21 protein-coding genes are annotated in these 19,276 nt (G+C 64.0%); 12 read left to right on the top strand and 9 right to left on the bottom strand.

Annotated features, from left to right (window positions below; genetic code table 11):
- Positions 1-4: 4 nt before the first annotated feature.
- Positions 5-1,885, bottom strand: a complete 1,881-nt coding sequence (locus LNV23_RS12695; protein ID WP_263563302.1) for a M3 family metallopeptidase — start codon at positions 1,883-1,885, stop codon at positions 5-7.
- A 71-nt stretch (positions 1,886-1,956) separates the two neighbouring features.
- On the opposite strand from LNV23_RS12695, the gene LNV23_RS12700 reads away from it, so the two are divergent.
- On the top strand, positions 1,957-2,253 hold the full coding sequence (locus LNV23_RS12700; RefSeq protein ID WP_263563303.1) for a 2Fe-2S iron-sulfur cluster-binding protein: 297 nt from the start codon (positions 1,957-1,959) through the stop codon (positions 2,251-2,253).
- Positions 2,254-2,276: 23 nt separating this feature from the next.
- Here the strand turns inward: LNV23_RS12700 and LNV23_RS12705 are convergent, their stop codons facing one another.
- From LNV23_RS12705 to LNV23_RS12715, 3 genes are read right to left on the bottom strand one after another with little or no spacing between them, the layout of a single operon-like run.
- Complete coding sequence (locus LNV23_RS12705; RefSeq protein ID WP_263563304.1) at positions 2,277-3,455, bottom strand: hypothetical protein; 1,179 nt, start codon at positions 3,453-3,455, stop codon at positions 2,277-2,279.
- Positions 3,456-3,505: 50 nt separating this feature from the next.
- A complete protein-coding gene (locus LNV23_RS12710) occupies positions 3,506-4,405 on the bottom strand; it encodes a response regulator (RefSeq protein ID WP_263563305.1) in 900 nt (299 codons plus the stop codon).
- Between the two features lie 7 nt (positions 4,406-4,412).
- Positions 4,413-4,787 (bottom strand): hypothetical protein, encoded by a 375-nt coding sequence (locus LNV23_RS12715; protein WP_263516709.1) that lies wholly within the window; start codon positions 4,785-4,787, stop codon positions 4,413-4,415.
- 405 nt (positions 4,788-5,192) lie between these two features.
- On the opposite strand from LNV23_RS12715, the gene LNV23_RS12720 reads away from it, so the two are divergent.
- Both LNV23_RS12720 and LNV23_RS12725 read left to right on the top strand, forming a co-directional pair.
- A complete protein-coding gene (locus tag LNV23_RS12720; protein WP_263563306.1) occupies positions 5,193-5,783 on the top strand; it encodes a 1-acyl-sn-glycerol-3-phosphate acyltransferase in 591 nt (196 codons plus the stop codon).
- Entirely contained in the window at positions 5,780-6,052 is a 273-nt protein-coding gene (locus LNV23_RS12725; protein ID WP_263563307.1) for a VF530 family protein, read from the top strand. The genes LNV23_RS12720 and LNV23_RS12725 overlap by 4 nt, the downstream gene beginning before the upstream one ends.
- A 261-nt stretch (positions 6,053-6,313) precedes the next feature.
- On the opposite strand, the gene minE is transcribed toward LNV23_RS12725, so the two are convergent.
- From minE to minC, 3 genes are all read right to left on the bottom strand, one after another.
- Positions 6,314-6,571, bottom strand: coding sequence for a cell division topological specificity factor MinE (gene minE / locus LNV23_RS12730; protein WP_102769837.1), 258 nt, complete (start codon positions 6,569-6,571; stop codon positions 6,314-6,316).
- 13 nt (positions 6,572-6,584) lie between these two features.
- Positions 6,585-7,400: a septum site-determining protein MinD gene (gene minD / locus LNV23_RS12735; protein WP_263563308.1), complete on the bottom strand. Its 816-nt coding sequence runs from the start codon at positions 7,398-7,400 to the stop codon at positions 6,585-6,587.
- 104 nt (positions 7,401-7,504) lie between these two features.
- The gene (minC, locus tag LNV23_RS12740) at positions 7,505-8,362 is read right to left on the bottom strand and encodes a septum site-determining protein MinC (RefSeq protein ID WP_263563309.1); all 858 of its coding nucleotides are present in this window, start codon (positions 8,360-8,362) and stop codon (positions 7,505-7,507) included.
- A 90-nt stretch (positions 8,363-8,452) separates the two neighbouring features.
- Here minC and LNV23_RS12745 point away from each other — a divergent pair, with 90 nt between their 5' ends.
- The 7 genes from LNV23_RS12745 (at position 8,453) to LNV23_RS12775 (ending at position 15,066) form a co-directional block, all read left to right on the top strand.
- Positions 8,453-8,755, top strand: a complete 303-nt coding sequence (locus LNV23_RS12745) for a hypothetical protein (RefSeq protein ID WP_263563310.1) — start codon at positions 8,453-8,455, stop codon at positions 8,753-8,755.
- A 250-nt stretch (positions 8,756-9,005) separates the two neighbouring features.
- Positions 9,006-9,209, top strand: a complete 204-nt coding sequence (locus LNV23_RS12750) for a hypothetical protein (RefSeq protein WP_263563311.1) — start codon at positions 9,006-9,008, stop codon at positions 9,207-9,209.
- Positions 9,210-9,304: 95 nt separating this feature from the next.
- Entirely contained in the window at positions 9,305-11,359 is a 2,055-nt protein-coding gene (metG, locus tag LNV23_RS12755) for a methionine--tRNA ligase (protein WP_263563312.1), read from the top strand.
- A gap of 13 nt (positions 11,360-11,372) precedes the next feature.
- Complete coding sequence (locus tag LNV23_RS12760; protein WP_263563313.1) at positions 11,373-12,206, top strand: substrate-binding periplasmic protein; 834 nt, start codon at positions 11,373-11,375, stop codon at positions 12,204-12,206.
- A 46-nt stretch (positions 12,207-12,252) separates the two neighbouring features.
- Positions 12,253-13,923 carry a SulP family inorganic anion transporter gene (locus LNV23_RS12765; RefSeq protein WP_263563314.1) on the top strand — a complete coding sequence of 557 codons (1,671 nt, stop codon included), beginning with the start codon at positions 12,253-12,255 and terminating at the stop codon, positions 13,921-13,923.
- A 45-nt stretch (positions 13,924-13,968) separates the two neighbouring features.
- Positions 13,969-14,172 (top strand): DUF3460 family protein, encoded by a 204-nt coding sequence (locus LNV23_RS12770; RefSeq protein ID WP_263520570.1) that lies wholly within the window; start codon positions 13,969-13,971, stop codon positions 14,170-14,172.
- A 33-nt stretch (positions 14,173-14,205) separates the two neighbouring features.
- Positions 14,206-15,066, top strand: a complete 861-nt coding sequence (locus LNV23_RS12775) for a segregation and condensation protein A (protein WP_263520569.1) — start codon at positions 14,206-14,208, stop codon at positions 15,064-15,066.
- A 28-nt stretch (positions 15,067-15,094) separates the two neighbouring features.
- Here LNV23_RS12775 and LNV23_RS12780 read toward each other — a convergent pair whose 3' ends face one another.
- Positions 15,095-15,850 carry a response regulator gene (locus LNV23_RS12780; RefSeq protein WP_263563315.1) on the bottom strand — a complete coding sequence of 252 codons (756 nt, stop codon included), beginning with the start codon at positions 15,848-15,850 and terminating at the stop codon, positions 15,095-15,097.
- Between the two features lie 138 nt (positions 15,851-15,988).
- Positions 15,989-16,630 (bottom strand): AAA family ATPase, encoded by a 642-nt coding sequence (locus LNV23_RS12785; RefSeq protein ID WP_263563316.1) that lies wholly within the window; start codon positions 16,628-16,630, stop codon positions 15,989-15,991.
- A gap of 93 nt (positions 16,631-16,723) precedes the next feature.
- Here LNV23_RS12785 and kefF point away from each other — a divergent pair, with 93 nt between their 5' ends.
- Together kefF and kefC are read left to right on the top strand one after the other, a co-directional pair.
- Positions 16,724-17,374 (top strand): glutathione-regulated potassium-efflux system oxidoreductase KefF, encoded by a 651-nt coding sequence (kefF, locus tag LNV23_RS12790; protein WP_263563317.1) that lies wholly within the window; start codon positions 16,724-16,726, stop codon positions 17,372-17,374.
- A complete protein-coding gene (kefC, locus tag LNV23_RS12795) occupies positions 17,371-19,257 on the top strand; it encodes a glutathione-regulated potassium-efflux system protein KefC (protein WP_263563318.1) in 1,887 nt (628 codons plus the stop codon). The genes kefF and kefC overlap by 4 nt, the downstream gene beginning before the upstream one ends.
- The last annotated feature ends 19 nt before the right edge of the window (positions 19,258-19,276 follow it).

The raw sequence follows: 19,276 nt of genomic DNA on the forward strand, positions 1-19,276 counted from the left end.
AAGTTCAGCTCGGCTGGGCGAGTGCCCCGGGGCTGCTGTAGTTCGCGGCGATCCAGGTCTCGAACTGATTGCACATGGCTTCATCCCCCTCGCGGTTGTCAGCCAGCAACTGCTCGCCGTGGACGATGCGGATCTCGGCCGCCAGAGCCGATGGGAACTCGCTCGGGTACTGGCGCTGCGCGGCGGCGGCCATGCTGGCCTGGGCCTCGGCCCAGCAGTCCTCGACCGACTGGTTGCAGGCCTCGGCCAGGTAGCGGGCAGAGAAGCCCTCGCCCGTCAGGCTGCGCAAGGTGGCGTCGTGATCGATGCTGTTGCCGGGCTCCCAGTAATGCGCCGACAGCGCCGGGCCGATGGCCGGGTTGTCGGTCAAATAGCCATGCTCGCGCAAGAAGTGAGCGCGGGTCTGATAGACGGCCATATGGGCCAGCAGATAGCCCTGGTAGGACGCGGCCGATTCCTGGTTCAGCAGATGCGGAATCGCCAACATGGGCCGCGGGCTGTGCACACCCAGCACACGCAGCTCGGTCGCGCGCGCCAGGGCCAACACATTCTCGGCTGTCAGTGCGTCGTCTGGCATGGCATACAGCGCCGCCTCGAAATAGGGCACGACGGCGATCGAGCGCTCGTCAAAGGCGCGCATGGGCTGGCTGCTGGCGATGCGGGCGCGGATCAGCTCGTCAGGGATGGCCTCGCCCGCGGCGTTATGGGCATAACGCTTGAGCCAATCAGCATCGCCGAGCAGGCTGTCGCAGAACATGGACTGCGTCTCGGCGTAGGCCATCGAGGTCGGCGCGAACTCCTGCGAAAAGCAAGGCGAGTTCTGCACCACATTGGCGAAATGCGCCGCATGCCCGCCCTCGTGGAACAGGGTGTTGATGGCACGCAGGCCGCTGCCGACCTGGTCGGGCTTGGCCTCGGCGGTGAAGTTGATCTGGCCCGGCACCCAGCGGCCATGTGCATCGACATGGCTGGGAATGGGGCCGTGGCAGAAGCCGTTCTGGTACTTGCCGGCACGCTCCAGCAAGTCCAGCTGCAAGGTGGCACCCCGGTACTGGATGCCCAGGCGGCGGAAGCTCTGCACCCAGCGGCGCAGTGCGGGGCCGAAAGGCATATAGGCATCCATGCGGCGCACCACATCGCCGGCCGAGTAGAAGCGCAGATTCCAGGGCTGCAGGGCCTGCTCGCCATGGCGGGCACTCAAATCGGCCAAGGCTCGGGCATTGGCCACATCAGTGCGCCGTACGAAATCGTCGAGGATGTCCTTCAGCTGCTGCGGCGTCATGCGCTCGTTCTTGTGCAGCTTGAGCTCGAAGTAGTTGTCAAAACCCAGGGCCCGGGCGAAGCGGTTGCGCAGACGCACCAGGTCGAGAAAACCGTTCGCCAGCACCCAATGCTCGATGTGATGGAAGGCTTCGAGCGAGCTGCGCCGGCGCGACTCCTCCGGGTTGGTGGCCAGATTGGTGGCCAGCATGGACAGCGAAGCCACCTCACTCTCGCCCGCCTCGTTGATATGGCGCGGCTGGAGCTCGCGCTTGGCGGCGAAGATGCGGCTCTCGGCCTCGATCAGCTCGGCCATCAGGGTGCGTCCGGCTTCATTGTCGATGATATTGGCCTCGAACACGGCCAACCAGCCGCCCAAGCCGTGCAACAAAGCTGCGCGTTCTGGGCTCTCAACTGCCGATTCCAGGCGAGCGATGTGCTCACGCGTGGCGGCCAGGCGGGCCGGGTCGGAAATGAAGGCTTTGTAGGTGCCTTCGGCCCGCTCGAAGCCAGCCTGGTCCTCGCTGGTGGCCATGTACGTGGCCCAGAACAAGTCTTCCTTGGTCTTATGGACCCGGTTGTAGTCCAGATTCAGCTGGTCGAAAAAGGCGCGGGCGCGTTCCATGTGACGGGCTCTTGTGAAGTCGGCAGGGGCGAGAGCATAGCGTCTGCCCTGATTTGCAGCATCATGGCTCCATGAGCAGCTGCTTTCAGATACGCCTGATCCAAGCCGAGGGTCCAAGCGAAACCTTCACCGCTCGGCCCGAACAAAGCGTGCTACAGGCCGCACTGCAGGCGGGCGCCTCCATGCTGAGCAGCTGCCGCAATGGCACCTGCCGCGCCTGCGTGCGTCAGCTGCTGGAAGGCGAGATTGCCTACCGCATCGAGTGGCCGGGGCTCAGCCGCGAGGAGAAGGCCGCCGGCTGGATCTTGCCTTGCGTGGCCGAAGCTCGCAGCGACCTGCTTCTAGCCCCGGTGCGGGGCAAAGACTGAAACGCCGTACGGGCTGAACCCGCTCAGGCACGCGGCGCGCTGTCGGGCGCGGCGGCTGGGTCCGACTCGGGCGGTGTTGCCGCGGCATCGGCGCCTGCCTCGGCGCCAGCGGTGGCCTCTGTCATGGCGTCCACCAAGGCCTGGCCCGGGTTGCGCTCTTTGGCCGTGACGTCCAGGTAATGCTGCTCGATGAAGCTCTTCTCGACCAGATTGCGCTTGAGCGAGTCCTCGAGCTCCTCAATGCGGCCATTGAGCTTCGCAATCTCCTTCTCCAGCTTGGCGCGGGTCTCGACCACGGCTTCGTCGGGCGCTTCGTCGTGCTCCGGAGGGTCGGCCGAGAGCACCTCCAGGTCATGACGCAGCTTCTGGATGGTGCGTTCGGCCGTGGCCAGTTGCTCGCGCTGCGCCTGAGCTTCACGTTCCAGGGCTTTGATGGCGCTGGCACTGGGCGGTGCCTCGGCTGCCGCTGCGGGCGAGGCATCGGCAGGCCCGCGCAAGGCCAGGTCCTCCAGTTCACGCTGCAGGCGCGCCGCAGTCCGCTCGGCGCGCTCTGCCCGGATCTCGAAGCTGGTGGCGCGATCCTGGGCCTGGGTCACCTGGCCGCGCAGCTGGTCGAGGCGCTGCTTGGCCGCCGCCAACTCACCGGCATCGCCGCTTGCGGCTCCAGATCTGATGCGGGCATGGCTCTGGTTGCGCAGGCTCTCCTCGAGGCGCTCGCGGGTACGCCCCAGCTCCATCTGCACGCGCTGGCGCTGGGCCAGCAAGCGATCAACCTCATTGCGATGGCTGCGCTTGAGGCGCTCCATCTTTTCCTGATCCATCTCATGCGCCTGCGCGGGCCAGGGCTCGCGCTCGGCCTCGCGTTGCTCGCGCTCGGCCGAGCTGTCCATGCCGTAGTTGTTGATCAGACTGCGCACCAGCTGGGGCAGCTCGTTCAGCGCCTGCATATCGGGCGGCAGACCGCCACCGAAGGCACCGCCGCCGCTGCCGCCACGACCTTCCGCCACGCGCATCAACTCATGGGCGGCGATCTTCATCTCGCGCCCGGCGTCACGGGTCTCGCGCAGGGCATTGACGATATGGATGTGGTTGCTTTCCTCGTAGCGTGTCATGCGCCAGTAGGTGGCGATGACGACAATGATCACCACCACATTGGCGAGGAACAGGCTGACGCCGGCAATGCCTTCGACGGTCAATTCCATGACGGATCACGTTTCATCGACTCAGCTCCACTGCGGCGTCAAAAGCCGACTCAAAGGCGTACAAAGGCCATGCGACCCTCGCCATAGCCCGGCACCGACAGACGGTAGTCGCTGCGCCCGGCGTCGCGCTCCATCAGGCTGCGCAGTTTGTCAAAGGGCTTGGCGACCAGATTGACCACTTTCAGCGAGACCGGCCCCGTTCCTGGTTCACGCATCAGGATCCCAGCGGCCGAGCGCAGGAAAAGATCGGCCTGCTTCATCATCTCAGGTGTCGGCACACCCGATTGCAATGCGGCGCGCACCGGCGGCGGCTGCAACTGCGCGCCACCGCCGCCCAGGATGCAGCAGGCATTGACGTCGAGGATGCCCAGGGCATGCGGGGTCTTCTGACCATCGGCCACATACATGGCCAGGTCATGGGGCAGCTTCAAGTCATCGAGACCCTGGCCGGGCGCGGGAATCAAACGGAATGGAATCTCGCGCATCTGCGACTTGATCAGCCGATTCAGAGCTTCGGCCGACTCGAGCGCCGGCACCGGGCCTTTCAAGGCCTCACGGCAGGAAGCCAAGGCCGCCTGCACCTCGCGCAACAGGTCCTCATCCTTGAAGGGCTTGTTGATGACGAAGATGGCGCCGTTGCTGCGCGCCTGGGACAAATGACGCTCGGCCGTCTCAGTGGTGACGAAACCGACCTTGATCTCATGGCGGCCAATCTGGCGCAGGGTCTGCAGCATCTCCAAGCCGCCAACCTTGGGCATATGCCAGTCCGAGATCACCAGATCGGGCTCGAAGCTGGTGACCAGGCGCAGGGCCTGCTCGCCGTCCATGGCCAGCTCGAACTGCAGCGGCCCTAGAGAGGGCGTCTGCAGCACGCGCTGGATGATGGCCTGGATGGCTCGGCTGTCGTCGACGATCAGGACACGCAGTGGGGCTAGGTTGGCTGTTTGCATGGTCTTGTTACTCGCGGCAGAAGCTGTCATCCAGATGGATGTCGGTCAGCATGACGACCAGACGCCGGGGCTGGTCGCTCAATTCGAAAAGGGCGCGGCGTTCACCGCGGTGGCTGAGATCCGGCCAGCGGCTGAGTTCCAGGGGTTGGGGCAGGCCCAGATTGGCCAAGCTGGAATCGTCCAGGCATTCCATCAGGCTGGCGCTGAGGATGTTGCACAACTCGGCTCCGGCGTCCTGCAAGTCGGCGGCGCTGAGCTGCTCAGGTGGCAGGCCGAACATGGCGGCCGCCAAGGCCTGACTCTCGGCGGCCCCCAGGAGCAACAGCACGATGGCACGAGGGTGGCTGCTGAAGCCGGTGACGCAGTCGGTGATGGGCAGCATGAAGCATGCATCGTCGGCCCGGGGAGCCGGCGGATCGGAGCTGGGAGCAAAGGCACAGCTCTGCCCGGTCAGACCCGACCAGGCACGCGCCAGATTGCTCAGAACCACCCCTTCTTGCACTCGAAAACCTCCAAGGCTGGGAGCTCAGTGTCCCCGGCTTTGGGCGGCGGACAAGCTCGGAGCAAACGGCACAAGACCTGCCATCTCGTGGCAAAAGCCCCCGCATCCACGGCGCACACTCGCTCCACAGCCGCTGTGGACAAGTCCGTGCACAGCCTGCGCATGCACGCTGCAAGTGATTGATTTCACGAAACCTTTGCTGGTTTGCTGCAAAAACTGGCAGCGGCGCCGCAAGCGGCCCGGCCACCGGGCCGGATAATCCCGGGTTCGCTGCGCCCCACCGACATGCATAGAACCATCTTCACCACCCCCGTCGTCAACACCTTGTTGCGCCGCTTCTCGCTTGCGTTCCTGAGGTGGCGCGGCTGGACGGTTTCAGGCAGCTTGCCGACCGAACATCCCAAATGCGTGCTGATCGCCGCACCCCACACCAGCAACTGGGACCTGCCCTACACGCTGATGGTGGCATTCGCGCTGCGCCTGAATGTCTACTGGATGGGCAAGCAACAGATCTTCCGCTGGCCCTTCGGCCCGGTGATGCGCTGGCTGGGCGGCATCAGCGTGAACCGAGAGCAGTCCAGCAATCTGGTGGCCGCCTCAGCCGCCGCCTTGGTGGCCGCGGATGGTCCGGTGCAGTTGATCGTGCCGCCCGAGGGCACTCGCAGCAAGACCCGCTATTGGAAGACCGGCTTCTACTGGATCGCCCACACCGCGAAAATGCCCATCGTGATGGCCTATATGGACTACGAGCGCAAGCTCAGCGGGCTTGGGCCGACCTTTGTGCCGAGCGGCGACATCGAGGCCGATATGGTCAAGATCAAGGCCTTTTACGCCCAGTTCAAGGGCAAGAACGCCTCGCAGTTCGACCACCAATGAGCGAACACCACGACAGCGCCGCGCCGCCAGCCCCGCTCGCCAAGAAACCCAAAGACCCATTACACGGCATCACCCTAGAAGCCATGGTGACCGAGCTGGCGCACTACTTCGGCTGGCGTGAACTGGGCGAACAAATCGCCATCCGCTGCTTCCAGCAAGACCCCAGCGTCGCCTCCAGCCTCAAGTTCCTGCGCAAGACACCGTGGGCACGCGCCAAGGTGGAAAGCCTCTATCTGTTCATGAAGCGCGAACAGGCGCGCCAGCGCTAACGGCCAAGAGGCAGCATGCCGCACAGAGCCGTCATTCGCTGAGATTTGAATACGAACGCAGAGTGCGCGGAGGTTCGCAGAGAGAGAGAAGAAGAAGAGCGAGGATTGTGTTCTCAGCGTCCTCTGCGGTCCTCAGCGAGCTCTGCGTGCGGCAACTTCCTCGCGACCGACCGCTCCGTGCCCTTAGGCGCCATGCAAGGCCCTTCGATGCGCCCACAAAAAAGGCCGCTTCAGCGGCCTTTTGATTCATAACTCGCAATCTCAGCGCCCTTCAGGCAGCTCGATCTTCAACTCCAGCACGTCCATATCACCATGATGCTGAACATCGACGTTGATGTCCTTCATGTCGATGTCGATGTACTTGGAAATCACCGCCAGCAGCTCGTTCTTGAGCTGAGGCAGGTAGTCGGCGCTGGGCTTGCGGCCGTTGCGCTCATGGGCCAGGATCAGCTGCAGGCGCTCCTTGGCGACGCTGGCCGTGCTCTTCTTTTCGCCCAGAAAGTATTTGAGGAAACTCATCCGGTCCTCCCGCTTACTTGCCGCCAAACAGGCGTTTGAACAGGCTGGGCTTGACGGCTTCGATGAAGCGCATCGGCTTTTCTTCGCCCAGGAAGCGGCTGATCACATCCTTGTAAGCCTCCGAAACATCGGTGCCTTGCATATGGATGGCAGGTGAGCCTTGGTTGGAAGCTTGCAGCACCACTTCCGATTCCGGGATCACGCCGATCAGCGGCGTGCGCAGGATCTCGTGGATGTCTTCCAGCGACAGCATATGGCCGCCCTCGACCCGGTTGGGGTTGTAGCGGGTGATCAGCAGGTGCTCCTGGATGGGGTCCTTGCCTTCGATGGCGCGCTTGGTCTTGCTGTTGAGCATGCCCAGGATACGGTCCGAGTCACGCACCGAGGAAACCTCGGGGTTGGTCACCACCAGAGCCTCGTCAGCGAAGTGCATGGCCATCAGTGCACCGGTTTCGATGCCGGCCGGCGAGTCGCAGACGATGTACTCGAAGTCCATGGACTTGAGCTCTTCGAGCACGCGCTCCACGCCTTCATAGGTCAGCGCATCTTTGTCGCGGGTCTGTGAGGCGGCCAAGATGAAGAGCTTGTCCAGCTGCTTGTCCTTGATGAGCGCTTGGCTGAGCTTGATCTCGTCATTGATGACGTTGATCAGGTCATAGACCACACGGCGCTCGCAGCCCATGATCAGGTCGAGATTGCGCAGACCGACGTCGAAGTCGATCACGCAGGTCTTGTGTCCACGCAAAGCCAGGCCGGTTGCGAAACTGGCGCTGGTGGTGGTCTTGCCGACGCCACCCTTGCCCGAGGTCACCACGACGATCTTGGTCATCGAATCAGTTCCTTTCAAAACTACAACTGAGGCGGCCGGCGCCAGCGCCGACCTGCTTTTTTCGTTCCGACCGGAGATTCCGGCCATTCTTTCAAATCAGGCGCTCAGAGCTTCAGCGCTTCCATCACCAGCTTCTCGCCCTCTAACCGGATCTGGGCCGGCTTGCCCTGCACCGTATCGGGCAAGGGGTTCTCGGTGGTGCGGTAGATGCCGGCGATCGAAATCAGCTCGGCTTCCATGCTCGCCGCAAAAATTCGCGCCTCGGTGTTGCCGCGCGCGCCGGCAATGGCCTTGCCGCGCAGCGGCGCATAGACATGAATATGGCCATCAGCGATCACCTCGGCACCGTGGTTGACCAGGGCCAGCACGACCAAATCGCCGCCCTTGGCATAGATGCGCTGGCCCGAGCGCAGCGGCTTGTCCACCACCAGGGTGCGGACCGCTTCGCCCGGCACGGCGACTTCACGAATGACCTCGTGCACCACTTCCCGTATCACTTCCTGCACCACGGGCGCCGGCTCCACCGAGCGTGCGCGAGGCGCTGCTGGCACTTCGGGTTCGGGCGCTTCGCCCAAACCCAAAGACAGGGCCTGCGCCAATTCAGCCGGCTGGGCGCCGTACACCGCCACCGGCGCCATGCGGTGGCGCCGTAGCAAGGTAAGCAAAGCTGCCACATCAAGGTCGGCCCGCACCGGCAGCACGGGCTCCAGGCTGAGCTGGGTCGGCTGCTCTCGCGCATCGCTCGCCTCTGCCGCCTCCAGCGGCAGCTGACTCAGATCGATCAGCAAGGGCTCGTGACCGAACACATCGGGCGTGTCGCCCAAGCGAAGCTCCAGCTGGCGCCCGAGTTCGGACAGGTCTGCGGTCTTGAGCTGCAGCGACAGCAGACTCAGCGTCGTGCTCTTCAACTCAAAACCCTCGGCGGCTTTGGCCGCCGTCCTTCCCTGTTGTGCCTGAGTCATCTGTTGCCCTGATGCCGATACCGTGCAAAGTGCGCGATTTTAGCCACGCGACGCGCGCGAGGACCTAGGCATCGCCCCCGATACCGACGCATGCCTGCACAAAAACCAGGCAAACCAGCAAAGCGCCAGCCCTATCAAGTACTTAGCAAGGCTATCGAGATTCAGCCCACAAAGTTGTCCACAGCAGCTGTGCAAAAACAAGGCATGTCTGTCACCGCAATGTCACTGAATTTCGCGACGAAGCGTGTTCAGGGCTTGACTTATCCCCACTTCTTGATCCACAGGAATTGGATCAAGCAACTCTGGGGCCGCGCCGGGCAGCTCGCGCGGACGATCGCTAAGTCATTGATTCATATAGAAACAGCAAGGGTGCCGCGAAAAGAGGCAGATTAAGCCAGATGGCCTCGCCACAAGGGTTTGGCGCGCTCCAGAGGGCCTTGTCCACAAAGTTATCCACAGCGAAAGTGGATAGTCTTTTTAGACCATAAGAATCAGGCACTTAGGGCAGATGCTTCATGTTCAACCGAGCTTTTTGCGCTAACTGGAGACGGACCAGAACCAAGCCGGCGCGCCGGCCACAGCGTCCAGCGGTTACAGTGACACCCCTATCTGCGCCCCGCAGATGCCTTGCAGGAGCATGTCCTTGGCCACACCGAACTACTCATACGAAAAACGCCAACGCGAATTGGCCAAGAAGAAGAAAACTGAAGAGAAACGCCAGCGCAAGCTGCAAAAGCCGGACGGCAGCCCCGACCAGGACGCGCCCACCGAAGACGGCAGCGGCGAAGTTGCCCCCGACGAAGGCGGCGTCAGCTCCGATCCTGCGGCGCCTGCCACGAGCAGCTGAGCCCGGCCCGCTGCGGCGGCTGCGGCGAGGCCTGTGCACGCATGGCCCTAAAATGCGCGCCTCCCAGGCACCTCCGCCAGGCCCGCAAAGACACCATGACACGCAAGCTCTTCGTCACCACCGCCCTGCCCTATGCCAATGGCAACTGCCATATTGGCCACATCATGGAGTGGACCCAGGCCGATATCTGGGTGCGCTTCCAGCGCATGCTGGGTCAGCAGGTGCATTTCGTCTGCGCCGACGATGCCCACGGAGCGCCCATCATGATTGCCGCCGAGAAGGCCGGCATCACGCCGCAACAGTTCGTGGCCCAGATTGCGGCCGGCCGCAAGGCCTATCTGGACGGCTTCCACATCGCCTTCGACAACTGGCACTCGACCGACGGAGTCGAGAACCACGAGCTGTCCAAGGAGGTCTACAAGGCCTTGCGTCGCAACGAGCTGATCGAGGTGAAAACCATCGAGCAGTTCTTCGACCCGGAAAAGGCCATGTTCCTGCCGGACCGCTTCATCAAGGGCGAATGCCCGAAATGTGGCGCCAAAGACCAGTACGGCGACAGCTGCGAATCCTGCGGTGCCGTCTACACACCGACCGAGCTGAAGAATCCCTTCTCGGTGCTCAGCGGTGCCACGCCGGTGATGAAGAGCTCGGAGCATTACTTCTTCAAGCTCAGCGATCCGCGCTGCGTCGAGTTCCTCGAGCAGTGGACGCAAACGCCGGGCCGCCTGCAGTCCGAGGTGCTGAACAAGATCAAGGAATGGTTCACCAAGGATGAAGACGGCAAGGGTGGGCTCGGAGACTGGGACATCAGCCGCGACGCGCCCTATTTCGGCATCGAGATTCCCGATGCGCCGGGCAAGTATTTCTACGTCTGGCTGGATGCACCGATTGGCTATCTGGCCTCGCTGAAGAACTACTTCAGCAAGACCGGCCAAGATTACGAGGCCTTCATGGCCGACGAGTCGGTGGAGCAGATTCACTTCATCGGCAAGGACATCACCTATTTCCACACCTTGTTCTGGCCGGCCATGCTGCATTTCAGCGGCCGCAAGACGCCCAACCATGTCTTCGTGCACGGCTTCCTGACCGTCAACAACGGCGAGAAGATGAGCAAGAGTCGCGGCACCGGCCTGGACCCGCTCAAGTACCTGAACCTGGGCATGAATGCCGAGTGGCTGCGTTACTACATCGCCGCCAAGCTCAACGCCCGGGTCGAGGACATCGACTTCAACCCCGATGACTTCGTCGCCCGCGTCAACAGCGATCTGGTCGGCAAATACATCAACATCGCTTCGCGCGCCGCCGGCTTCCTGTCCAAGCGCTTCGACGGTCACCTGTCGGCCGATCTGGGCGTGGAAGGCCGTGCCCTGCTGGACGGCCTGCGCGCCCACAGCGGCACCATTGCCGAGCTGTACGAAGAACGCGAGTTCGGCAAGGCCTTGCGCGAGACCATGCTGCTGGCCGACCGGGTCAACGAATATGTGGACCAAAACAAACCCTGGGAACTGGCCAAGCAAGAGGGCAAGGACGCCGTGCTGCACGATGTCTGCAGCGTCTGCATCGAGGCCTTCCGCCTGCTGACCATCTACCTGAAACCGGTGCTGCCAGTGCTGGCCGCCAAGGTTGAGACCTTCCTTCGCATCGCGCCGCTGCAATTCGCCGACAGCGCACGCGCCCTGGGCGCCCACCAGATCGGCGCCTACGAGCACTTGATGCAACGGGTCGATCCCAAGCTGCTGGAGGCGCTATTCGAAGCACCGGCCGCAGCCGCCGCGCCCAAGCCCGTGCCCGGCGGCGAGGAGCTGGCGCCCGAGATCAAGATCGAAGACTTCAGCAAGGTCGATCTGCGCATCGCCAAGATCGTCAAAGCCGAGCATGTCGAGGGTTCGGACAAGCTGCTGCGCCTGACCCTGGATGTGGGCGAAGGCCGCCTGCGCAATGTCTTCAGCGGCATCAAGAGCGCCTACCAACCCGAACAGCTCGAAGGCAAGCTGACGGTGATGGTGGCCAATCTGGCGCCGCGCAAGATGAAGTTCGGTATCAGCGAGGGCATGGTGCTGGCTGCCAGCCACGCCGATGAAAAGACCACGCCCGGCATCTTTGTGCTTGAGCCATTCCCCGGCGCGCAGCCAGGCATGCGGGTACGCTGAAGCGAACAGGCCCATGCCGCAGTGCGCCCGGGTTCAAGCCTGCACGCCGCGTCGCCGGGCCCTGGGCCTGATGGGCGCCGGCATGCTCGGCGCTGGCCTGCTGATGGGCCCGCTAACGTTGCAGGCCGCCGGCATCCGCCAGCGCTTGCTGATGAGCTACAACGACGACTACGCGCCCTACTCCTTCATTGACCCGCTGACCCAGCCCGGGCGCGTCCAGGGCATCCTGCCCGATGTGCTGCAGGCGCTGCTGAAGGACCTGGACAGCATCGAGATCGAAAACCTGGGCCTGCCCTGGCGGCGCGCCCAGGCCGTGGTCAAGCTCGGCCAGGCCGATGGCCTGTGCACCTTCGCCTCGGATGAGCGCAAGGTCTACGCGCACTTCAACGACGTGCCCCTTGTCGAACTGCGGCCGCATCTGTTCTTCAGCGCGCGCCATCCACAGCGTGCACAGCTCGAAAAGCTGCGCTCGCGTGAGGAACTCAAGGCCTTTCAACTGGTGGACCAAAAAGGCAATCAATGGGCCGAGCAGACCCTGGCTGATTTCCCCCATGTCGAGTGGACCACCGGCCATGACGCCATCTTCCGCATGGTGATGGCGGCGCGTGGTGATGTCCATGTCTCCCTGAGCCCCCTGGTCACGCAGTGGCGACTCAAAAAACTGGCCATCCACGCTCAGGTGATGTCGATCCCGGCCCCATATATGGCCGCGTCCGTGCCCTTCCATGTGGGCCTGCGTCAAGACTTCCCCGGGGCGCGCCAGATCATCGCCCATCTCGACCGCCGGCTGAGTCAGTCCAGCAGCGCGCAGCTGATCGACAACATCGTGCGCAACTACGCCGGCTGATCAGCGCCTCAGTTGCAGCCAGCAGGCGCAGAATCAGTGCAACGCCATGTTGCCGCTCCACCCTTTCCGACCCCGCTCGCTGAGCCTGCTGCAGGGCTACAGCCGTCAGCGCTTCATTGCCGACTTGGGCGCCGGCTTCACGGTCGGCATCGTCGCCCTGCCGCTGGCGATTGCCTTCGCCATCGCCTCGGGCGTGAAACCGGAACAGGGCATCTTCACCGCCATCATCGCCGGCTTCCTGATCTCGGCCCTGGGTGGCTCCAGCGTGCAGATCGGCGGTCCGGCGGGTGCATTCATCGTCGTCATTTACGGCATTGTGCAGCGTTACGGTCTGGCGAATCTCCTGATAGCAAGCATGCTGGCCGGCTGCTTGCTGACCGTCATGGGCGCCCTGCGTCTGGGCGCCTGGGTGCGCTACATCCCGGTCAGCATCGTCATCGGCTTCACCAATGGCATCGCGGTGCTGATCGGCCTGTCCCAGCTGAAGGACTTCCTCGGCCTGCCGATTGCCCACATGCCGGCCGATTTCTTCAGCCAGATTCACTTGATCGCACAGCATCTGGGGCAGATCAATCCGATGGCGCTCCTGGTCGGCAGCGCCTGCGTGGCCATCGTCAGCCTCTGGCCCAAAACCTACGCCATGGAGCGCGGAGCCCAGGCCTGGCGTGCTCGCCTGCGGCATTCGATGGCCTTGTTGCCCGGAACCGTGATTGCCCTGATCGCCGCCACCCTGGCCTGCTACGGGCTGGACCTGCCGCTCGAAACCATTGGCAGCCGCTTTGGCGGCATTCCCCAAGCCCTGCCCAGTTTTGCCTGGCCGAGCTTCAGCTGGACCGGGGTCAAGCAGCTGCTCATGCCCACGCTGACCCTGACCCTGCTCGGCGCCATCGAGTCGCTGCTCTGCGCACGCGTGGCCGACAAGCTCAGCGAACAACCGCGCCATGACCCCAATCAGGAACTGATGGCGCAAGGCATTGCCAATCTGCTAACACCGCTTTTCGGTGGCATCCCAGCCACCGGCACCATCGCCCGCACAGTCACCAATGTGCGCGCCGGCGCCAGCAGTCCGGTGGCGGGCATGGTACATGCGCTGGTGCTGCTGATCATCGTGCTGGCAGCCGCGCCCTTGGCCGCCCATATCCCGCTGGCGGCCTTGGCAGGAATACTGCTGGTGGTGGCCTGGAATATGGGCGAGTGGCACGAATTTGCGCGCCTGCGCCACTTCAGTCGGCCCTACCGCACCATCCTGCTGGGCACCTTCGGCTTGACCGTGATCTTCGACTTGATGATCGCCGTAGAGGCGGGCCTGGTGCTGGCCTGTCTGTTCTTCATCTACCGCATGAGCACCCTCTTCACGGTGCAAGTGCTGCCGCGGGAAGGGCTGCCACCCGGCACACGGGCGCTCAAGCTGTTCGGGTCTTTGTTCTTCGCCGCGGTCGGCAAGGTCGAGGGACTGAACCAGGCCTTGCAAGCGGGTGAGCACACCTTGGTGCTGGACATGCACATGCTGATCTCGATGGACAGCTCGGGTCTCGATGCGCTCTTGCAGTTGCAGCGCAGCCTGCAGAAACAGGGCCAGACCTTGCTGCTATGCGGGCTGAACGAGCAGCCGGCCAGCTTGATCCAGCGCGGCGGCTTGGCCGAGGCCCTGGGCCCGCAAGGGATTCATGGCGATTTCACGCAATGGCTGGTCTCGGCCAAGGCAGCAAGCCTGTAAAATTCAAGCATTGCGGTCCGCCGCCCCTCAGCACCTGCCCACACCATGCCTCTGTTCTGGAAAGCCTACAAGTCCGAAGCCAGCACCTTCATCGACGAGCTCAAGGCCAAGAAGCCGACGCTGGAAGCGGAACAGCGTGCCGGCCGTGCCCTGCTCTGGGACAAGCCAGTGGACCGAGCCGCCCAGGCAGACTACCGGGCCGCACGTGTCGAGCAGCAGCCCTACGTCTACCAGACCCAGGCCAAGTAAGCCGCGATTCCGGTTCTCGCACCGACCGAGACCATGAGCAGCGAGCACCCGCCCGCGGCCGACCTGCCGCCGCCACCGGCCGACCCTCTGCCCGGCTTGCCGGAGACCATCGACAGTGTGGCCGTGGCGCGGCTCTACGGCGAGCCGCTGTTCCAGATGCCGCTGGACCTGTACATCCCGCCCGATGCGCTGGAGGTGTTCCTGGAGGCCTTCCAGGGTCCGCTGGACTTGCTGCTCTACCTGATCCGGCGCCAGAACTTCAACATCCTGGACATCCCGCTGGCCGATGTGACGCGCCAGTACCTCAGCTACGTCGACCAGCTGCGCAAGCACAACCTAGAGCTGGCCAGCGAGTACCTGCTGATGGCGGCCATGCTGATCGAAATCAAGTCGCGCATGTTGCTGCCGCCCAAGAAAAGCGAGGACGGCAAAGAGCCTGAGGACCCGCGCGCCGAGCTGGTGCGGCGTCTGCTGGAGTATGAGCAGATCAAGCTGGCTGCAGCCCGGCTGGACGCCCTGCCGGTCTTGGGTCGGGATTTTCTACGGGCCCAGATTCACATCGAGCAATCGCTGCAGCCACGTTTCCCGGACGTCGACGCCAATGACTTGCGCGACGCCTGGCTGGACATCCTGCGCCGCGCCAAGCTCAATCAGCACCACAAGATCACGCGCGAGCAGCTGTCGGTGCGAGAGCATATGAGCATTGTGCTGCGCCGGCTGCAAGGGCAGCGCTTCGTGGAGTTCGAGCAGCTGTTTGATGTGTCACGCGGCCAGTCGGTGCTGGTGGTGACCTTCATCGCCATGTTGGAACTGGCGCGCGAGCGCCTCTTGGAAATCACCCAGGCCGAGGCCTTTGCGCCAATTTATGTGCGCTTGGCCTATACGCCAGTCTGAAACCACCCGGCCCAACCGGGCCTGAGGCTCAGAGCGGGGCCACCCGCCAGGTCGAGAAATGCGCATCGGGCTGACGCTGCACCATTTGCCCGACGGCCAACACCGCCTGCGTACGTGAACCGACGCCCAGGGCCTTGAGCACGGCTGCCACATGATCCTTGATGGTCTCCACCGAAACCCCGAGCTCGCGCGCGATGATCTTGTTCGGCTTGCCTTGCAAAAGCAGGGCAAGCACATCGGTCTGGCGCGGTGTCAGGGCCAAGCCCTCCAAACCAGTCGTCACCTGGTAGTTTGAAGCGAGCGCCTGTTGCTGAATCTGCTGCAGCTTGCTTTGCTGCGGGCTCAGACCATCGGCGCGTGCAGCGCTGTCCTGCTCCGAGCTGCCATCTGAGCCCAGACCCATAGGCGGCACATAGATGCCTCCTGACATGACCAGTTTGAGCGCCTGAGACAGCAGCTCGGTCTCGGCACGCTTGGGCACAAAGCCCATGGCTCCCTGGTCAATCGCACGGATCACATCGCTGGCACGGTCAGAGGCGGAGATGATCACGACTGGCAGGGCCGGATAAGCGGTGCGGAACTCGTCCAGCACATCGAAACCGCTGGCGTCGCCCAACTGCAGATCCAGCAGCACGAGATTGAAGTCGCTGTGAGCCAACAAAGCCTGGCGCGCGGCCGCCGCGCTTTCGGCGCCGACCACCTGCACATGATCGCCCATGCCCTCGATGACGGTCTTCAAAGCCGCCAATATCAGCGGGTGATCGTCGATCAGCAAAACCTTCATGCCCATCCTTCAGCGCAGCCTATGGTGTGTCTCATGCGGGCTGAATGATAGAGCGCCGCAGGCGACTGGGGTACACACCCCGATGGGTGATACGCCCGCACAGCTGTTCTGAAGGCGCACGGACTGGGGTGCTGCGCATCAGGGTGACTTGGCGTCCAGCCAGGCCGTTAGCGGCGCCCATTGCGCCAGGTCGCGCTCGACCCGACCTTCGGCGACATCCCAAAGGCTCAGGCCTTGCGCCGCCAGCTGCACATAGTTCTGAGTGTCACGCAAGATGGCCAGCACGGGCGTGTCCAGCCCGGCGAGAAAGCCGCGCAGCTGCTGCAGGGACAGCGTGCCCTCCTTGGCGCGCATGCCGACCAGGGCCAACTGGGGTAGACGCTTGGGAGGGTCATCACGGCTGCGCAGCTCCGCCAGTTTCTGGACAAAGTCAAAGCTGGCCTGGATGTCAAACATGCTGGGCTGCAGCGGGATGATGAGTTTGTCAGCCAGCTTGAGCAGGGTCTTGAGGCGCTTGCCGTCCAGGCCGGCGGGCGAGTCCAGCACGACGTGGCTGACTCCCTTGGGCGGCTTGACGACTTGCTCACCGTCGAAATCCCAGCCCTGGATCAAGGGCAGCTGCGCCGGGCGCTGGGCCAGCCAGCGGCGGGCCGATTGCTGTTTGTCGACGTCGCCCAACATGACTTTGTGGCCGCGCGACGCGAGGTAGCCGGCCACATTGGTCGACAAGGTGCTCTTGCCGACCCCTCCCTTGGGATTGGCGATCAGGATCACGGGCATGGGCACACTCCTCAGGGGCGTCAACAAAAGCCGCTGCAAGCGACAACACAGTCCGACATCCTAACGGTGCCCTGCTCGGGTTAACCTCGGCGCATGCCCGAGATTTCTGACATCCTCATCCTCGCTGCCCACCCCGATCGGGCCCGGTCGCGTGTCAGCGCCGCCCTGCTGGACGCACTGAGCGCCCAGCCTGCGCGCTGGACCCTGCATGATTTGTATCGCCGCTACCCCGACTACGCCATCGAGGTGGCCGAAGAGCAGCGCGCCTTGAGCGCCGCCAAGTTGGTGGTGCTCTTGCACCCGCTCCATTGGTACGGCATGCCGGCCCTGCAAAAGCTCTGGGTGGACGAGGTGCTGAGCTTTGGTTGGGCCTACGGGCCCGGCGGTCGCGCCCTGCACGGCAAGGATGTCTGGTTGGTCAGCTCCACCGGCGGCAGCGCCGAAGCCTACAGCGCCGGCGGCCACCATGAACATCCGATCGGTGATTTCTTGCTGCCCTACGCCCAGACCGCGCGCATCTGCGGCATGAATTTCCTACCGCCCCTGCTGCTGCACGGCGCCCACCAAGCCGGCGAACCGGAACTGCAGCAGCATGCCCAGATCTTCATCGACAAGCTGATGCACTACCCACAATGGTGCGACGCCGGGGCCCGCAGCGCGCAGTCCATCCCGGAAGTTCCGCTGGACGCCCGCCCGGCCCCGTTCTCAAGCCTGCAACGCCAGCCGCAGGAGGCGCAGCCATGAGCGCCGCCGGTAGCAGCTGGCTGCATTTGCCCCTGGTCTGCCTGGGCGCAGCGGTGGTCGCCGTGCCACTGGCACGTTTTCTGCGCCTGGGCTCCATCCTGGGCTATCTGATCGCCGGCGTGCTGATCGGACCCAGCGTGATGGGCTGGGTCAGCGAGCCGGGGCAGATTCTGGAAGTGGCCGAGTTCGGCGTGGTGCTGATGATGTTCCTGGTGGGCCTGGAGCTGGAACCCAAACGCCTCTGGGCCTTGCGCCGGCCGATCTTCGGCTGGGGTTCCTTGCAGCTCTTCGGCTCCGCCGCTCTGCTCCTGGGCCTGGCCTTGCTGTTCGGCGTGCCTGCTGGACTTGGCCTGGTACTGAGCTTGGGTCTGGCCATGTCGTCCACGGCCGTGGCCCTGGCGGTGCTGGCCGAGCGCAATCTGGGCCGCACCACGGCCGGGCAGAGCATCCTCAGCGTCGCCCTGCTTCAGGACATCGCGGCGATTCCCGTGCTGGCCTTGGTACCCATCGTCGCGGCCGCAGGCGTGGCTGCCACCGCCGCGGACCCCAGCAGCGGCGGCAGTGGCTGGGCAGCAGCCAAGGCCCTGGGCATGGTGCTGCTGATCGTGCTGGGCGGTCGCCTGGCCTTGCGACCGGCGCTGCGCTGGATTGCACGCAGCCGCACACCTGAGATCTTCACCGCGGCGGCCCTGCTGCTCGTGATCGGAACGGCAGCCCTGATGCACAGCGTCGGTCTGTCCATGGCCTTGGGCGCTTTTCTGGCCGGCGTGCTGCTGGCCGAGAGCGAATACCGGCGCGAGCTGGAAACCGATCTGGAGCCTTTCAAGGGCTTGCTGCTGGGCCTGTTCTTCATCGCCGTGGGCATGGGCTTGGAACTGCGCGTGCTGCGCGAGCAGACCGCCCTGGTCCTGGGTCTGCTGGCCGCACTCCTGCTCTGCAAGGGTCTGCTCTTGAGCTTCATGGCGCGCTGGATGCAGATCCCGGTGCTGGAGCGCCCGGTGTTCGTCATCCTGTTGGCCCAGGGTGGTGAATTCGGATTCGTGGTCTTTCAACTGTCGCAGCAGGCCGGCTTGATCGATGCCACCCAAAGCTCGGCCCTGGTGGCGGCCGTGGCCCTGTCCCTGGCCTGCACGCCGGCCCTGCTGCTGCTCAGTGATCGCCTGTTGCTGCCGCGCTTGCAGCGCCGCAAGGAGGCGGTGCCTGGAGAGCAGGAGGCGCCGGAGCCTGCACCCATCCTGATCGCCGGTTTTGGGCGCTATGGCCAGATTGTCGGTCGCCTGCTGTTCGCCCACGGCTATGAAGCTACGGTGCTGGACCATGACGCCGAGGCGATCGAGACCATGCGCAAGTTCGGCTGGCGGGTGTTTTTCGGCGATGCAACGCGCCTGGACCTGCTGCGCAGCGCCGGGGCAGCACAGGCGAAAGTGCTGGTGATCGCCGTCGACGATATGGAGCAAAGCCTGGCGATTGCCGAGCTGGCACGCGAACATTTTCCGCAAGCCCGGGTGGTGGCTCGGGCACGCCATGTGCGCCATTACTTCGGCCTGCGCAACCTCGGCGTGGAGCTGATCGAGCGGGAAACCTTTGACGCCGCGCTCAACAGCGGTCGCAGTGTCATGGAGGTTTTGGGGCTGGAGCCCCATGCCGCACGCAAGCTGGCCTGGCGCTTCCGCCAGCACAATATCGAGCAGCTTGAGCAAATGCTGCCGCTGCAACACGACACCGGCGCCCTGATTGCCGCCGCTCGCCAAGCAAGGCTGCAGCTCGAAGCGCTGATGGCCCAGGAGCGCGAACAGGCCCGGCAGCAACAGCAAGCCCGCGCCGGCGGGAGTTGGAGCCGCGCAGACAAGCAAGAGCCCGACCTCAAGCCGAGCAAGGATTGAGCGACTGCAGCGACAATCG

The sequence above is a fragment of the Kinneretia sp. DJ1R-11 genome (genome assembly GCF_025717595.1).
Classification (GTDB): Bacteria; Pseudomonadota; Gammaproteobacteria; order Burkholderiales; family Burkholderiaceae_C; genus Paucibacter_A.

Bases quoted from the DNA above. Each gene is read 5' to 3' on its own strand.
- minC (WP_263563309.1), bottom strand. From the start codon at position 8,362: ATGACTCAGGCACAACAGGGAAGGACGGCGGCCAAAGCCGCCGAGGGT.
- LNV23_RS12695 (WP_263563302.1), bottom strand. From the start codon at position 1,885: ATGGAACGCGCCCGCGCCTTTTTCGACCAGCTGAATCTGGACTACAAC.
- LNV23_RS12720 (WP_263563306.1), top strand. From the start codon at position 5,193: ATGCATAGAACCATCTTCACCACCCCCGTCGTCAACACCTTGTTGCGC.
- LNV23_RS12780 (WP_263563315.1), bottom strand. From the start codon at position 15,850: ATGAAGGTTTTGCTGATCGACGATCACCCGCTGATATTGGCGGCTTTG.
- LNV23_RS12700 (WP_263563303.1), top strand. From the start codon at position 1,957: ATGAGCAGCTGCTTTCAGATACGCCTGATCCAAGCCGAGGGTCCAAGC.
- LNV23_RS12715 (WP_263516709.1), bottom strand. From the start codon at position 4,787: ATGCTGCCCATCACCGACTGCGTCACCGGCTTCAGCAGCCACCCTCGT.
- LNV23_RS12760 (WP_263563313.1), top strand. From the start codon at position 11,373: ATGCCGCAGTGCGCCCGGGTTCAAGCCTGCACGCCGCGTCGCCGGGCC.
- minE (WP_102769837.1), bottom strand. From the start codon at position 6,571: ATGAGTTTCCTCAAATACTTTCTGGGCGAAAAGAAGAGCACGGCCAGC.
- LNV23_RS12710 (WP_263563305.1), bottom strand. From the start codon at position 4,405: ATGCAAACAGCCAACCTAGCCCCACTGCGTGTCCTGATCGTCGACGAC.
- LNV23_RS12770 (WP_263520570.1), top strand. From the start codon at position 13,969: ATGCCTCTGTTCTGGAAAGCCTACAAGTCCGAAGCCAGCACCTTCATC.
- LNV23_RS12745 (WP_263563310.1), top strand. From the start codon at position 8,453: ATGCCTGCACAAAAACCAGGCAAACCAGCAAAGCGCCAGCCCTATCAA.
- kefC (WP_263563318.1), top strand. From the start codon at position 17,371: ATGAGCGCCGCCGGTAGCAGCTGGCTGCATTTGCCCCTGGTCTGCCTG.
- LNV23_RS12725 (WP_263563307.1), top strand. From the start codon at position 5,780: ATGAGCGAACACCACGACAGCGCCGCGCCGCCAGCCCCGCTCGCCAAG.
- LNV23_RS12775 (WP_263520569.1), top strand. From the start codon at position 14,206: ATGAGCAGCGAGCACCCGCCCGCGGCCGACCTGCCGCCGCCACCGGCC.
- LNV23_RS12785 (WP_263563316.1), bottom strand. From the start codon at position 16,630: ATGCCCGTGATCCTGATCGCCAATCCCAAGGGAGGGGTCGGCAAGAGC.
- metG (WP_263563312.1), top strand. From the start codon at position 9,305: ATGACACGCAAGCTCTTCGTCACCACCGCCCTGCCCTATGCCAATGGC.
- LNV23_RS12765 (WP_263563314.1), top strand. From the start codon at position 12,253: ATGTTGCCGCTCCACCCTTTCCGACCCCGCTCGCTGAGCCTGCTGCAG.
- LNV23_RS12705 (WP_263563304.1), bottom strand. From the start codon at position 3,455: ATGGAATTGACCGTCGAAGGCATTGCCGGCGTCAGCCTGTTCCTCGCC.
- kefF (WP_263563317.1), top strand. From the start codon at position 16,724: ATGCCCGAGATTTCTGACATCCTCATCCTCGCTGCCCACCCCGATCGG.
- minD (WP_263563308.1), bottom strand. From the start codon at position 7,400: ATGACCAAGATCGTCGTGGTGACCTCGGGCAAGGGTGGCGTCGGCAAG.